Genomic DNA, 12353 nt, shown 5'->3' on the forward strand with positions numbered 1-12353 from the left:
GATCATGAGCTCAGCCGACTGGAAAGCCATCGTCGCGAAACTCGGGATGCAGCCGCATCCCGAGGGCGGCTATTACGCCGAAACCTGGCGCGACGCGCCGGGCGACGGCAGCCGGGGCGCGGTCACGCAGATCTATTATCTGCTGCCGGCCGGAGAAGTCTCCGCCTGGCACCGGGTCACGGACGCGACCGAGATCTGGCATCATTACGCGGGCGCACCGCTCGTCCTGACCCTATCGCCGAACGGGCATGACGCAGAAGCGCATCATCTCGGCCCCGACGTGCTGGCCGGGCAGAAACCGCAAGTCGTCGTGCCGGAAGGCTGGTGGCAGGCGGCGGAAAGCCTCGGAGAATGGACGCTCGTCGGCTGCACCGTGGCGCCTGCCTTCGATTTTTCCGGCTTCGAAATGGCACCGCCCGACTGGCGGCCGATCCCACGCAATAGCTAGAGCCGTTCAATCACGCCCATCTTCAGCAACCAGGCAAGCGCACGGAAAGTGCGTGCCGCCTCGGAAACGGCGGTCTCGGGCAGATCTTCCTGCATTTCCATGACACCCTGCTGACGCATGGCGGCAACCAGCGCTCTTCCATCATCGAACGACCGCCGGTCCATGGCGCTGATCGGGCTTTGCGCCAATTGATCCAGCAAGGCTTCGGCATCGCTTACAGGCTGAACCTTGAAAGCCCGGCCAATGGTCTCACTGGCGAAGCCCGCGAACCTGCGGAACGGATCCGTAATCTGCGGGCTCGGCTTCGGCTCTTCTTCAATATAGAAAGCCCGGCGCTCTTCCAGCTCCTGCCAGAGCGCTTCATAGGCGCGCACGATCACCGGCCAGTCATATGTCTGAAGAGCACGGCTCCGGGCCGCCTCCCCCATGCGCCCCGCCACCTCCGGTTCGGTTGCAAGAACAGCGAGAGCCTCGACCGTCTTCGGAATATCCACCGCCACATGCTGGGCCACGACACCCACATGCACGTCGTAATCGTCCTGCTCGGCGGCCAGACGCCAAGCATATTCATGACCCGCGCCGGGCGGCGGCATCAGGGTCGGGATCAGGAAGCCGGTCTCGCCATGCACCACCGTATCGCGATAGCCGTCCCAGTCGCTGACCACCGTCGGCAGGCCCGCCGCCATCGCTTCGACCGGGGTCAGCCCAAAACTCTCCTGCACATTATCCACGAGCGAAACAAACACGTCAGACGCGGCCAGCACGGCGGCTTTCACTGCCGGGTCGCGGGCATCCGCCTTTATCACCTGCACATTCGGCGCGAAGCTTTTCGCCGCCGCATCGAAGGCCGCTTCGGTTTCCGGATTGTAGTACCAACCCGCCTCGATCAGCGTGACCGGTCGGCCGATCCTCGCCGCCAGCATTTCCAGCGCCCGATAGAAGGGTGTCGGGTGTGCTTTCGTGTGATAGCTGAGCCGCCCGAGGAACAACACGACAAAACTGTCCTCGGCGATCCCCTGTGCCGCGCAAAAGGCTTTGCCTGCTGCTGGATCGATGGCGGAGAAGCTGCCGACATCGACCCCGAGCGGGATCACCGGCAATTGCGGCAGGAAAGTCGGCTTTCGCCCGACAATATCGCCAAGCGCGTCCGCATAACCGTCGGCCAGCGAACGGACCAGCCCCCGGATCGGCTCCGACGCACAGATCAGCGCATCCCAGGACGTCATCGGCGCCACCAGCATGTCACGCACTGCGTCCTGCGCCCGGGACGAGGCCATTGCATGCGTGATACCAGTCAGCGAATAACGCCCACGCCCGATCAGGCGGCGATGCCAGGCACGCTTCGCCAGCGCCGGTCCCGGCATGAAAAGTCCGCCTTGATCTGCCAGTTTCCGCGGCTGGTGAGCCGGGACATGGATCAGCTCACGGTCCGTCGGAAAATCCGCCTTGAAGCGTTCGAAATCGACCGGCATCGCATGTATCGGGACCGCACCTTCTATGCCGTGGTTGAGATAGGCGGAGATAAAACCGGCATTGGCAACCTGGCGTCCGACAAGCCGGGATGGATCACCCGCCTCCGTGACAAAGTGAAGAGCGGTACGTCCGATCATTCTTCTTCCTTCGTGTTCGACTGCGGCGTCTTCCGCCGGAAGATCATGTCCTTCGAAGCCAGCACGGCGCCGCCAACGATCAACAGGCAGGCCAGGGCGACAACCGCCGTGAAGGGCGCCAGCCCGACCAGGATGAGCAGGAGCGTCGACAGCAAGGGCGCCGCGTAGGACGACGCGCCGAGCGCCTGGATATCCCCGCGCTTCACACCGTAATCCCAGGTGAAGAAAGCGCCGCCCACCGGGCCGAGCCCGAGCAGGGCGACCGCACCCCATTCCAGCATGCCGTCCGGCCAGACCGTCTCTTCGAACAGCAGATGACAGATCACGCCGAGCAGGGCCGCGACGGCGCAAAAGCCACCGACAGCCTCGGTCGGAACGGAACCGAAGCGGCGCGACAGCACCGAGTACCCGGACCAGGTAACGGCACAAACACAGGCCGCGCCATAGCCGAAGCTGTAACGCGGATCGAGTTCCAGACTCTGGCCGCGCGTCACCAGCAGGGCTGCTCCGCCCAGCCCGAGCAACGCACCCGCGACATGAAACCAGCGCAGCCGCTCACCCGGCAGCAAGGCCGAGAAGATAACGATCAGCAAAGGCCAGAGATAGGCGATCAGGCTGGCCTCGACGGTCGGCGCGTTATCGATCGCGACGAAATAGAAGAAATGGTAGCCGAACAGACCGCCGACCCCGAGCAGCCAGACCATCGGTTTTTGCCGCATATAGCTGAGCGGGTTTTCCCCCCGGATCAGCCAGAAGACGCAGGCGATCAGGGTCGCCACCGTGAAGCACATAGCGAGAAGCTGGAACGGCGGCACCTTGCCGGTGAGCGCGGTGAACAGCGCCAGCGCCGCCCACATGAGCACCGCGGTGAAACCGATGGCGGTCGCCTTCAGGCGGACTGCACGCTGGTCCATATCCTAAAGAGCCCGGCGGGCCTTAAGGGCCTGGGTCAGAGTTCCGTCATCGAGGAAATCAAGCTCGCCACCGACCGGAACGCCGCGCGCCAGACGGGTGATGGAGAGATCGAGCCCGGCAAGCCGATCGGAGATGTAGTGCGCCGTCGTTTGTCCGTCGACGGTCGCATCCATGGCCAGGATCACTTCCTTCACGTCCGGTGCGCCGGAACGGGCGATCAGCCCGTCGAGATTGAGATCGTCCGGACCGACACCGTCGAGCGCCGAGAGCAGGCCGCCGAGCACGTGATACCGACCCTTGAAGGCGCCGGCCCGCTCCAGCGCCCAGACATCGCCGACATCCTCGACAACGCAGATCACCGAGCCGTCGCGGCTCTCGTCATTGCAGATGTGACAGGGATCGCTGGCATCGAGATTGCCGCAGACCGAACAGTCGCGCACCGCTTCCGCCGCCGCGCCGAGTGCATCGGCCAGCGGGCGCATAAGCGTTTCCCGCTTGCGCAACAGATGCAGCACCGCCCGGCGGGCCGAGCGCGGGCCGAGGCCCGGCAGCTTCGCCAGATAGTGCATGACGCGGTCGAGCTCATCCATCGCTTGGGCTGTCCTGCCGGCCGCTATCGGATCAGAACGGCAGCTTGAAGCCCGGCGGCAAAGGCAGCCCGCCGGTCAGCTTCTGCATTTCGTCCTGCATCTTCTCGTCCGCCTTCGCCTTTGCGTCGTTGGCGGCGGCGATGATCAGGTCTTCCAGCACCTCGGTATCGGCCGGATCGACGAGGGAGGGATCGATCTTGATCCCCTTCATCTCGCCCTTGCCGGTCATCCGGACGGTGACCATACCGGCGCCGCTGGAGCCCTCGACTTCCAGTTCCTGCAATTCCGCCTGCATTTCCTGCATGCGCTCCTGCATCTGCTGGACCTGCTTCATCATGTTGCCGAGATTTTTCATCTGGTCATGCCTCGTTCGCTTGACTGTCTTCGTCGCTGTAAGGAGCGGCCTCCGGGGCAGCCTCCTCGGGGATCTCCCTGACCAGCGGTCGAATGGCTTCTATCGTGCTTTCGGGGAAAGCTTCAAGCACCGCTGCGACCACCGGGTGTTCGGAGATCGATTTTCGCTTCGCCGCCTCGGCATTCGCCTTGCGCTCCGCCAGGGTATGGATGTCCTCGTCGCCCGGCATCGCATCGTTCGACTCGACGGTCCAGAGAATGCCCGTCCACTGCTTCAGCTTGGCTGCGACCTGGCCCGGCAGACTGTCCGGCGCACTGGGATCGAGCACGATTTCCAGCCGTCCCGCCTCTGCGGAGATCGGCCGGACCGAGCGGCTGAGCTGTGCGTGCAGCAGTGCCTCGCGATGCTCCTCGAACAGGGCGACCACAGCCTCGAAGGTCTCGGGTATAGCTGGCGCCACCGGTTCTTCCGGGGCTGATGGCGGAGCGGCGACTGGCTTCGGCACCATCGCGACCGGTGCCGGAGTGCGTTCCGTCTGAGGTGCCGTCTGGTTTTGCGCGGCCGCCGGTTGGCGTCCCGGAGCCGCGTCAGGCTTTCCCGCCTTGATCGCCTTTACCAGATCGCCGGGCGGCGGCAGGTCCGCCGTATAGGCCAGCCTGATCAGCACCATCTCAAGCGCTGCCAGCGTCGAGGGCGCAGCCTGAACCTCACCGAGCCCCTTCAGGAGCATCTGCCAGGTCCGCGCCAGAACCGGCAGCGTCAACTGGTCCGCGAAGGTAACGCCGCGCGTCCGTTCCAGCTCGGAAGCGCCTTCCAGTGCCGAGTCGCGGGCTGTTTTCAGCCGGGTGATCAGGTGGGTCAGATCCAGCAGATCCTGCAGCACGACCACCGGATCGGCGCCGGAAGCATACATGGAACGAACATCGCCCAGTGCCTCGGCGATATTGCCGCCCATCACCTTCTCGAACAGATCGAAAACCAGCGCCCGGTCGGCGAGGCCAAGCATGTCCTGCACCTGGGCCGCCGTGATCCGGCCGTCCGACAGTGCCATCGCCTGATCGAGGATCGAAAGACCATCGCGGGCCGAGCCGTCGGCGGCGCGGGAAATCAGCGCCAGCGCCTCCTCGTCCGCCTCGACGCCTTCCTTGCCGCAGATGGTGCCGAAAAGCTCCATCAGCTCGGAAACATCGAATCGGCGCAGATCAAATCGCTGGCAGCGCGACAGCACGGTGATCGGCACCTTGCGGATCTCGGTCGTCGCGAAGATGAATTTCACATGCTCCGGCGGCTCTTCCAGCGTTTTCAGCAACGCGTTGAAGGCGTTGCGAGAGAGCATATGCACTTCATCGATGATGTAGACTTTGTAGCGGGCGGAAACCGGCTTGTAGCGCACCCCGTCGATGATCTCGCGGATATCGTCGACGCCGGTGCGCGAGGCCGCATCCATCTCCATCACGTCGACATGCCGGTCCTCGGTGATCGACCGGCAGGGGTCGCACACACCGCAGGGCGTCACGGTCGGCCCGCCGGAACCGTCCGGCCCGATGCAGTTCAGGCCCTTGGCGATGATCCGCGCCGTCGTCGTCTTGCCGACCCCGCGTACGCCGGTCAGCACAAAGGCGTGCGCCAGACGGCCGGAGGCCAGTGCGTTGCGCAAGGTGCGGACAAGCGCGTCCTGACCCTTCAGGTCGTCGAGCGTCTGCGGCCGGTATTTCCGCGCGAGCACACGGTATTCCGCAGGTGGCGCAACAACGTCGCCCGCGGGGCCCTCAATGGTCTCGGAAGGTGTCTGATCGTCCATGCGGGAGATCATAGGGGAGAGGTGGAAGACTGGGAAGCGACCCGAGCGAAAACTCGTTACGGCTGCTTCCTTCCGGACCTGACCGGATTGGCGAGGAGCTCGTCCGTCCCAGCCTTCCGAGGGTTCTATATCGGGGGAACGGTGCGGAATGCAAGGAGAGTCCGCCCGGCGAAGCGTAAGCAACTCCGGTCGATGCTAAAAACATTTCTTGATAATGAGTGTCATTTGCATAAATTCCCTGAATAAGTGCGCCTGAAACAGAAGCACCGCCCGGAGGAGACTGCATGTCCGAGAGTACAAGTCTGGGGCCGTGTACGCCCTTTTTCATCGTTGAAAGCCTGCCTGTCTCTCTGGAGCATTATCTTGAGAAAATGGGCTTCGAATGCCGCTTCATGGCACCGGAGAGCGATCCGCAATTTGCCATTGTCGGGCGCGGGCAGGCGCAGATCATGGTCAAGTCCATCGACAAGACCGTCCCGCCTCTTCCGAACCATGTCCGGCACGAATGGGCCCGTTGGGACACATTCGTCCATGTCGCCGATCCGGATGTGCTCGCCGAAGAGCTGAAAGAGCGCAGCGTTGCGTTCAAGGAGCCTCTCGCCGACACCGACGACGGCCTGAGGGGGTTCGAGATTGCCGATCCGGACGGCTATGTCTGCTTCTTTGGCAGGCCGCTCTGATCCACCGCGACCCAATGATCTCTGGGTCCCCGCGTGCGCGAGGATGACGGCTTAAAAAGGTCGTCATTCCTGCGAAAGCAGGAACCCAGGGAAGACGGGCTTGCTTCCGAAACAATCAGCCCTTGGTCGGCTCCAGCTTCTCCCCGTTCCGCTCTTCCCAATACTGGATAGAGGCGGAATGGTCGCTGCCCGGATGGGCTTCATTGAACTCACGCCAGATGCCGGTCAGCAGGTTCAGGATCGGCATGTCCTGACCCTGGCTTTCGGCAAGGCCCGCGGCGATGCCGACATCCTTGGTCATCAGGGCGGTGGCAAACCCTGCGTCGAACTTGCGGGTCAGCACCGAGGGCTTGAACTTGGTCTCGGTATTGTTGCTGCGGCCGGTCGAGACGTTGATCACGTCGATCATCACGTTCGGGTCGAGGCCGAACTTGGCACCGACCAGAATGGCCTCATTGGTGGCGCTGAGGGCGATGGCCGAGAGATAGTTGTTCAGGCACTTCATGGCATGGCCTGAGCCGAGCGGGCCGGTGCGGATGACCACACGGCTCATCGGCTCCATGATCGCCTCGGCCGCATCGAGCGCCGCTTCGTCCGCACCGCCGAGCATGATGGCGAGCGAGCCTTCCTCGGCCCGCCAGGTGCCGCCGGAGACCGGTGCATCGCACAGCACGATGCCTTTTTCCTTCAACGCCGCGCCAAGTTCGACCGTACCGGTCGGCTCCGACGAGCTCATGTCGATGGCGACGGCGCCTTTCTTCATGCCCTTCGAGGCATTGTCCGCACCGTCGAGCAGCGCAATGCGGGCCGCCTTGCCGTCCGGCACCATGGTGACGACGATATCCGACGCCGCGCCAAGCGCTTCCAGGCTCGGCGCCACCTCGCCACCGATTTCACCCGCGAATCGCTGGGAAACCTCAGGTCTGAGATCGAAAACGCGCACGTCGTAGCCCGCCTCGACCATATGCCGGGCCATCGGCCAGCCCATCATGCCGAGGCCGATCCAGCCGACGATCGGTTTAGTGTCGGAAGCCATGCTCAGACTCCCTGTTCTTTGAAGACTTCGCGAGCGATCTTGAAGGCGCTGACGGCAGCCGGGAAGCCGGCATAGGTCGCCGATTGCAGGAAGATCTCCGCAATCTCCTTCTTGGTGACGCCGTTGTTCAGCGCGCCAAGCAGATGCAGGCGCAGTTCGTGCTCGCGGCCCATCGCGGACAGCATGGCGAGGTTCAGCATCGAGCGGGTTTTCAAATCGAGTCCGTCCCGGCCCCAGCATGCTCCCCATGCGTGGGTGGTGACGAACTTCTGCAGGATCATCGAGAACTCGTCCGCGTTATTGAAGCTGTTCTCGACATACTCGTCGCCGAGCACCTTCTTGCGGGTCGCCAAGCCCTGTTCGAAAAGCTGATCCAGATCCATTGGGGTCTCCTCCCTTGATTTTCGTAATTGTATACGAAGGTACCGAGACCGGCCGTGGCTGACCAGAGAGCGGTCGGGAACGAGCCGCAGCCTCAATCGGCAAGAAAGCGGGGTTTACTTTTCCCCGGCGGCGGCGCGGATCAGTGCCTTGTAAAGGCGCTGCTGCGGCCGGTTGAAAACCAGAAATTCCGGATGCCACTGCACCCCGAAAAAAAGCTGGTCACCGGTACTCTCGATCCCCTGCACCATGCCCCGCCGATCATGTGCCGACACCCGGAGGCCCTCGCCGATTCTATCGACCGACTGATGGTGAATACTGTTCACCTGGCACCAGCTCACCCCGAGCATTTCTCGCAGGCGCGATCCCTCGTCGATTTCGATCCGCTTCACCGGCAACGGCGTCCGCCGGGCCCGGGTGCCGGGATAGGCCTCGGAGATTTCATTGTGCAGATCGCCGCCGAAATACACATTCAGGATCTGGGCCCCACGGCAAATGCCGAGGACAGGTCGTTTTCCATCCCTGAACTGATCGAGCAGCGCGAGCTCGAAGGCATCCCGCTCCGGATCAATCGCCTCCTCTATCGTAACCTCGCCGCTATAGAGCGCCGGCGCGAGATCGCTGCCGCCGCCGATGATCACCCCATCGAGCGCATCGGCATCAAGCGGACGGTCAGGCCCGAGCCGAACGCTCCGCCCGCCGGCACGCCAGATCGCGAACCGGTGAAAGGACAGCGGGATCAAACCGGATTTGCTGGATGTGGAGATCCCGATCAGCGGGCGGTAGCGGTTACTCATTCAACACCGAACAAGCGGCGCAAACGCCCGGAAAAACCGGCCTGTCTTGCCGCGCGAAAACTGACGATGGCCGCGCCAAGCCGCTCCGGATCAGCAGCCAGTTCTTCCACCGTAACCCAGCGGTTCCATTCGGTTACCGCAGACCAATCCGGATCGCCGAGATCGGCATTCGGCAGGCGATAATGATAGGTCGGGCGCGGTTTGATCAGGACATCCGTTATCCGGCTGCGTACCCGTTCCGGCGCCAGATGGGTAAAGAGCGGCAGCATATCAAGCTCGCGGTTCCGGGTCGGATTCATCTCGAGATAATCGTCAATCATTGTCTCAAGGTCCGCCGGGTAGTCAGGCGAGAGAATTCTCCGCGCGTAACTCTCCGGGAAATGGGCAGTGTGCGGCAGAATGCGGCGGGTGATATCGACGGCTACCGCGTCTCTGAGATTTTCGGACAGCAGGAGATAGGCCTGCAAGACACGCAGGATTTCCTCCGGCGCACCGGTTGCGACCTCCACATTCAGATGCAGCCCGAAGGCATAAAACGCGCTTTCCCGGGTGCCGAGGGCCCCATGCCGGCGCAGGAGCGCGAACACGTCATCAAGCGCCCCCAGACTGGACCAGGGGATCGGCGGAAACACGATCTCCACCGGCACCAGCCCGGTCAGGGCATCGCCCAGCGGACCGCGCCAGTCGTCCGGCAGCTCAAAGTCCCTGAACAGGGAGCTGGAGCTGTCCGCTGTTCCTTCCGCACCGGAATTCCCATGCACATACTGGAGATCAAGTTCGACGGTGGCCTCACCCCATTCTTCATGGCGCAGGATGGTGCGGTGCGCGTCGATTTTCTCCGCCTCGCCGCCGAAGGCATCCAGCAGGAGATCCACCGTCTGTTCCACCGACAGCCCGGCAAATTCCAGCTCGACACCGACCCTGCGGTCCTGTCCTTTCGCAGTCTTTGCGACCGGAGGCAATTTGGGAGAAACGGGCATCGGCGCTCCTGCTATTTGCTCTCGTATGAGATCTTGATTACCTCGACCGATTGCGGACCGCGCGGGGTGCGCACCTCGACCACGTCGCCAATCTCGGATTTCAGCAAGGCCCGGGCGATCGGCGAGATCCAACTGACATCGCCACGGTCAAGATCGGCCTCGTCAATGCCAACGATGCGGAAGGTTCGCTCGTTATCCTCCTCGTCCGCGTAGGTGACCGTCGCGCCGAAATACACCCGGTCCTTGTTCGGCTGTGCGGCCGGGTCGACGATTTCCGCAGCTTCCATCCGCTTCAGCAGAAAGCGCATGCGGCGATCGATCTCGCGCAGCCGCTTCTTGCCGTAGATGTAATCCCCGTTCTCGGAACGGTCGCCGTTCCCGGCTGCCCAGGACACGATCTCGACGATCTTGGGGCGATCTACCCGGCGCAATTGCTTCAGCTCATCCTGTAGCGCCTTGAAGCCCGGCGGCGTGATGTAATTCTTGACGCCTTTGGGGGACGGATCGGGGATCTCGTCCTCTTCCTCGAAGTCGCTGTCATTCTCTTTGACGAAGGCTTTGCTCATCTCTGCTTTCTGACCGTCAGTCCACACGTGGGCCGATCCCCAGAGTGCAGACATAGCTGCCCCTGTTCAAGCAGACCTGTTGCCTGGCCTGCCATCGTCATGCGCTACTGATCGGGAAATAGCGCAGGAGCGGAAAAGTTCCATGAGAAGCATGAAACAGGTGCATGTAGTCGGCTGCCACGCCGCGGGCGAAGTCGGCGATGTCATTGTCGGAGGCGTGGCGCCGCCGCCGGGGGACACGATCTGGGAGCAGGCCCGCTGGATCGCCGAGGACGGGACGCTCCGTGATTTCATGCTGAACGAGCCGCGAGGCGGCGTCTTCCGGCATGTGAACCTGCTGGTGCCGCCGAAAGACCCGCGCGCCGCCATGGGCTGGATCATCATGGAGCCGGTGCACACCCCGCCCATGTCCGGCTCGAACTCGATCTGCGTCTCCACCGTCCTGCTGGAAACCGGCATCGTGCCGATGGAAGAGCCGGTGACCCGTTTCATGCTTGAGGCGCCCGGCGGTCTGGTCGCAATCGAGGCGCACTGCCGGGACGGCAAGGCGGAAAGCATTACGGTGCGCAATCACCCCTCCTTCGCCGCTGCCATCGACGTGCCGCTTGAGGTGGAAGGACACGGCCCCCTGACGGTGTCGACAGCCTATGGCGGGGACAGCTTCGTGATCGTCGACGCTGATGCCCTCGGTTTCGCCATCCGGCCAGACGAAGGCCGCGATCTCGCGGATCTCGGCGCCCGGCTCACACGGGCGGCGACCGAACAGCTCGGCTTCAGCCATCCGACGAACCCGGACTGGCGGCACATCTCCTTTTGCCTCTTCGCAGGAGCGCTCATTGAAGGTGAAAAGGGGCTGGAGACCCGGCATGCCGTCGCCATCGAGCCCGGCAAGATCGATCGTTCCCCAACCGGAACGGCTCTTTCCGCCCGCATGGCTTTGCTATGCGCCACCGGGCGCATGAATGTCGGAGACCGGCTCACCGCCCGGTCCATCATCGAGTCGACCTTCACCGGCCGCATCGAGGAAGAGACCGAGATCGGCGGGCTGCCCGCGATCATTCCCTCGATCACCGGCAGTGCCTGGATTACCGGAAACTTTCAGTACCTGCTCGACCCGACAGACCCCTGGCCCGGCGGCTACCGGGTCGGCGATACCTGGCCCTGTGGCGCTGTCTGAAGGCATGCTCCTGTGTGGTAAAACTCAACGCGATCAAGCTCAATTGTGTTTTATTCCATACTCTCTCTGGTTGCGCCCACGGGAAGCTCTGCTGAGCATATGAGAGATGCGAGAAGCGAAAACGGATCATGTGCCGGACGCAGGGCGCCCATGATCCCAAGCAAAGGAAAAGACATGAGGAAACTCTGTGCATTTGTCGGCATGGCAGCGCTGCTTGCCATTTCCGGCGTAAACGGCCCGGTCAATGCGGCTGATATCTGCACCGGCTACGGCCCGCAGACACCACGCGATATCACGCAGCGGGACGGAACCAACGCGCGCCTCTTCTCCCTCGCCCCTGCCTCCGACAAGCTCAATCTCTGCAATATCCACACGCATACGAATGCCGAGCACAAGGGCCCGGGCTTTTCAGTCTTTGCCGGCGGCGGCGACTATGGCGGATACAAATGCAACGATTCCGGCGCTCTCTCGGCGGCGGAGCTTGCCGAACCCGCTGGCGGTTCCGGCGCCTTTGGTCACGTGAAACCGGGCGACACGATTGAAGTCCACTGGGTCTTCAGCTCCTGCGCGGTTGCCCCCGGGCCGGGGCTGGGCTCCTGCCTCAGCGAGGCCTGCGCCAACCCGGAACTGCGTGTCGAAGCCCAGGCCTTCCTGGTGGTGAACGACCCGAACGCCATCGACTTCACCACATTGACCTATGACGGGCATATGGCTGGCGGCCTGCATCAGCCCAAGGCGCTGCCGACCGGCACAGGCAATCCCGTGGTATTTGCCGGCTCAACGACCGGGCCCAGCTACACCGAAGCGAAATGCTCCCCGCTTCAGGTCACCTGGAGCGTCAGGCCGAACTGCGCGCGGGTCGATATCAACTCGCTCAATCGCTGGGCCGAAGCGGGCAATGTCTTCGAAGAGAAAAAGTCGCACGGCGTGCGCCAGCTGGTGACCGCGCCGGCACTGCTGTCGAAGATCAAGTGAAGTCATGATTTGGGAGGGGCCAGCCTCTCCCGCTCAATCCCC

Annotated in this window: 14 protein-coding genes and 1 other RNA gene; 4 read left to right on the forward strand and 11 right to left on the reverse strand. The window is 63.1% G+C overall.

Features of this window, described 5'->3' with window-relative positions; genetic code table 11:
- Nucleotides 1–4: 4 nt before the first annotated feature.
- Nucleotides 5–448, forward strand: a complete 444-nt coding sequence (locus tag K328_RS0111205; RefSeq protein WP_028466056.1) for a cupin domain-containing protein — start codon at nucleotides 5–7, stop codon at nucleotides 446–448.
- On the opposite strand, the gene K328_RS23605 is transcribed toward K328_RS0111205, so the two are convergent.
- From K328_RS23605 to ffs, 6 genes are all read right to left on the reverse strand, one after another.
- Nucleotides 445–2058, reverse strand: coding sequence for a glycosyltransferase family 4 protein (locus tag K328_RS23605; RefSeq protein WP_051284803.1), 1614 nt, complete (start codon nucleotides 2056–2058; stop codon nucleotides 445–447). The two genes, K328_RS0111205 and K328_RS23605, sit on opposite strands and share 4 nt — an antisense overlap.
- Nucleotides 2055–2972, reverse strand: a complete 918-nt coding sequence (gene yddG, locus K328_RS0111215; RefSeq protein WP_028466057.1) for an aromatic amino acid exporter YddG — start codon at nucleotides 2970–2972, stop codon at nucleotides 2055–2057. The genes K328_RS23605 and yddG overlap by 4 nt, the downstream gene beginning before the upstream one ends.
- Nucleotides 2973–2975: 3 nt before the next feature.
- Nucleotides 2976–3563, reverse strand: coding sequence for a recombination mediator RecR (gene recR / locus K328_RS0111220; RefSeq protein WP_036553913.1), 588 nt, complete (start codon nucleotides 3561–3563; stop codon nucleotides 2976–2978).
- 31 nt (nucleotides 3564–3594) lie between these two features.
- Nucleotides 3595–3918, reverse strand: a complete 324-nt coding sequence (locus tag K328_RS0111225; protein WP_028466059.1) for a YbaB/EbfC family nucleoid-associated protein — start codon at nucleotides 3916–3918, stop codon at nucleotides 3595–3597.
- A gap of 4 nt (nucleotides 3919–3922) precedes the next feature.
- On the reverse strand, nucleotides 3923–5719 hold the full coding sequence (locus K328_RS0111230) for a DNA polymerase III subunit gamma/tau (protein ID WP_028466060.1): 1797 nt from the start codon (nucleotides 5717–5719) through the stop codon (nucleotides 3923–3925).
- Nucleotides 5720–5739: 20 nt separating this feature from the next.
- Nucleotides 5740–5837: signal recognition particle sRNA small type (gene ffs, locus K328_RS26375), an RNA gene on the reverse strand.
- A 166-nt stretch (nucleotides 5838–6003) separates the two neighbouring features.
- On the opposite strand from ffs, the gene K328_RS23610 reads away from it, so the two are divergent.
- Nucleotides 6004–6399, forward strand: a complete 396-nt coding sequence (locus tag K328_RS23610) for a VOC family protein (protein ID WP_036553915.1) — start codon at nucleotides 6004–6006, stop codon at nucleotides 6397–6399.
- A 115-nt stretch (nucleotides 6400–6514) separates the two neighbouring features.
- Here the strand turns inward: K328_RS23610 and K328_RS0111240 are convergent, their stop codons facing one another.
- The 5 genes from K328_RS0111240 to greB all read right to left on the reverse strand — a co-directional run bounded on the left by K328_RS0111240 (nucleotide 6515) and on the right by greB (nucleotide 10159).
- The gene (locus K328_RS0111240; protein WP_028466061.1) at nucleotides 6515–7435 is read right to left on the reverse strand and encodes an NAD(P)-dependent oxidoreductase; all 921 of its coding nucleotides are present in this window, start codon (nucleotides 7433–7435) and stop codon (nucleotides 6515–6517) included.
- A gap of 2 nt (nucleotides 7436–7437) precedes the next feature.
- Nucleotides 7438–7818: a carboxymuconolactone decarboxylase family protein gene (locus K328_RS0111245; RefSeq protein WP_028466062.1), complete on the reverse strand. Its 381-nt coding sequence runs from the start codon at nucleotides 7816–7818 to the stop codon at nucleotides 7438–7440.
- Nucleotides 7819–7932: 114 nt separating this feature from the next.
- A complete protein-coding gene (locus tag K328_RS0111250; RefSeq protein WP_028466063.1) occupies nucleotides 7933–8613 on the reverse strand; it encodes a gamma-glutamyl-gamma-aminobutyrate hydrolase family protein in 681 nt (226 codons plus the stop codon).
- Nucleotides 8610–9593: an amidoligase family protein gene (locus K328_RS0111255; RefSeq protein ID WP_036553917.1), complete on the reverse strand. Its 984-nt coding sequence runs from the start codon at nucleotides 9591–9593 to the stop codon at nucleotides 8610–8612. The genes K328_RS0111250 and K328_RS0111255 overlap by 4 nt, the downstream gene beginning before the upstream one ends.
- An 11-nt stretch (nucleotides 9594–9604) precedes the next feature.
- Nucleotides 9605–10159, reverse strand: coding sequence for a transcription elongation factor GreB (greB, locus tag K328_RS0111260; RefSeq protein WP_028466065.1), 555 nt, complete (start codon nucleotides 10157–10159; stop codon nucleotides 9605–9607).
- A 142-nt stretch (nucleotides 10160–10301) separates the two neighbouring features.
- On the opposite strand from greB, the gene K328_RS0111265 reads away from it, so the two are divergent.
- Nucleotides 10302–11336, forward strand: coding sequence for a trans-3-hydroxy-L-proline dehydratase (locus K328_RS0111265; RefSeq protein WP_028466066.1), 1035 nt, complete (start codon nucleotides 10302–10304; stop codon nucleotides 11334–11336).
- A gap of 174 nt (nucleotides 11337–11510) precedes the next feature.
- A complete protein-coding gene (locus K328_RS0111270; RefSeq protein ID WP_028466067.1) occupies nucleotides 11511–12311 on the forward strand; it encodes a delta-class carbonic anhydrase in 801 nt (266 codons plus the stop codon).
- The last annotated feature ends 42 nt before the right edge of the window (nucleotides 12312–12353 follow it).

Source organism: Nisaea denitrificans DSM 18348 (genome assembly GCF_000426505.1).
GTDB lineage: Bacteria > Pseudomonadota > Alphaproteobacteria > Thalassobaculales > Thalassobaculaceae > Nisaea > Nisaea denitrificans.

Coding starts and splice junctions, on each gene's coding strand:
- K328_RS0111230 (WP_028466060.1), bottom strand. CDS start 5,719: ATGGACGATCAGACACCTTCCGAGACCATTGAGGGCCCCGCGGGCGAC.
- K328_RS23605 (WP_051284803.1), bottom strand. CDS start 2,058: ATGATCGGACGTACCGCTCTTCACTTTGTCACGGAGGCGGGTGATCCA.
- K328_RS0111250 (WP_028466063.1), bottom strand. CDS start 8,613: ATGAGTAACCGCTACCGCCCGCTGATCGGGATCTCCACATCCAGCAAA.
- greB (WP_028466065.1), bottom strand. CDS start 10,159: ATGAGCAAAGCCTTCGTCAAAGAGAATGACAGCGACTTCGAGGAAGAG.
- K328_RS0111245 (WP_028466062.1), bottom strand. CDS start 7,818: ATGGATCTGGATCAGCTTTTCGAACAGGGCTTGGCGACCCGCAAGAAG.
- K328_RS0111270 (WP_028466067.1), top strand. CDS start 11,511: ATGAGGAAACTCTGTGCATTTGTCGGCATGGCAGCGCTGCTTGCCATT.
- K328_RS0111225 (WP_028466059.1), bottom strand. CDS start 3,918: ATGAAAAATCTCGGCAACATGATGAAGCAGGTCCAGCAGATGCAGGAG.
- K328_RS0111240 (WP_028466061.1), bottom strand. CDS start 7,435: ATGGCTTCCGACACTAAACCGATCGTCGGCTGGATCGGCCTCGGCATG.
- K328_RS23610 (WP_036553915.1), top strand. CDS start 6,004: ATGTCCGAGAGTACAAGTCTGGGGCCGTGTACGCCCTTTTTCATCGTT.
- K328_RS0111205 (WP_028466056.1), top strand. CDS start 5: ATGAGCTCAGCCGACTGGAAAGCCATCGTCGCGAAACTCGGGATGCAG.
- recR (WP_036553913.1), bottom strand. CDS start 3,563: ATGGATGAGCTCGACCGCGTCATGCACTATCTGGCGAAGCTGCCGGGC.
- yddG (WP_028466057.1), bottom strand. CDS start 2,972: ATGGACCAGCGTGCAGTCCGCCTGAAGGCGACCGCCATCGGTTTCACC.
- K328_RS0111255 (WP_036553917.1), bottom strand. CDS start 9,593: ATGCCCGTTTCTCCCAAATTGCCTCCGGTCGCAAAGACTGCGAAAGGA.
- K328_RS0111265 (WP_028466066.1), top strand. CDS start 10,302: ATGAGAAGCATGAAACAGGTGCATGTAGTCGGCTGCCACGCCGCGGGC.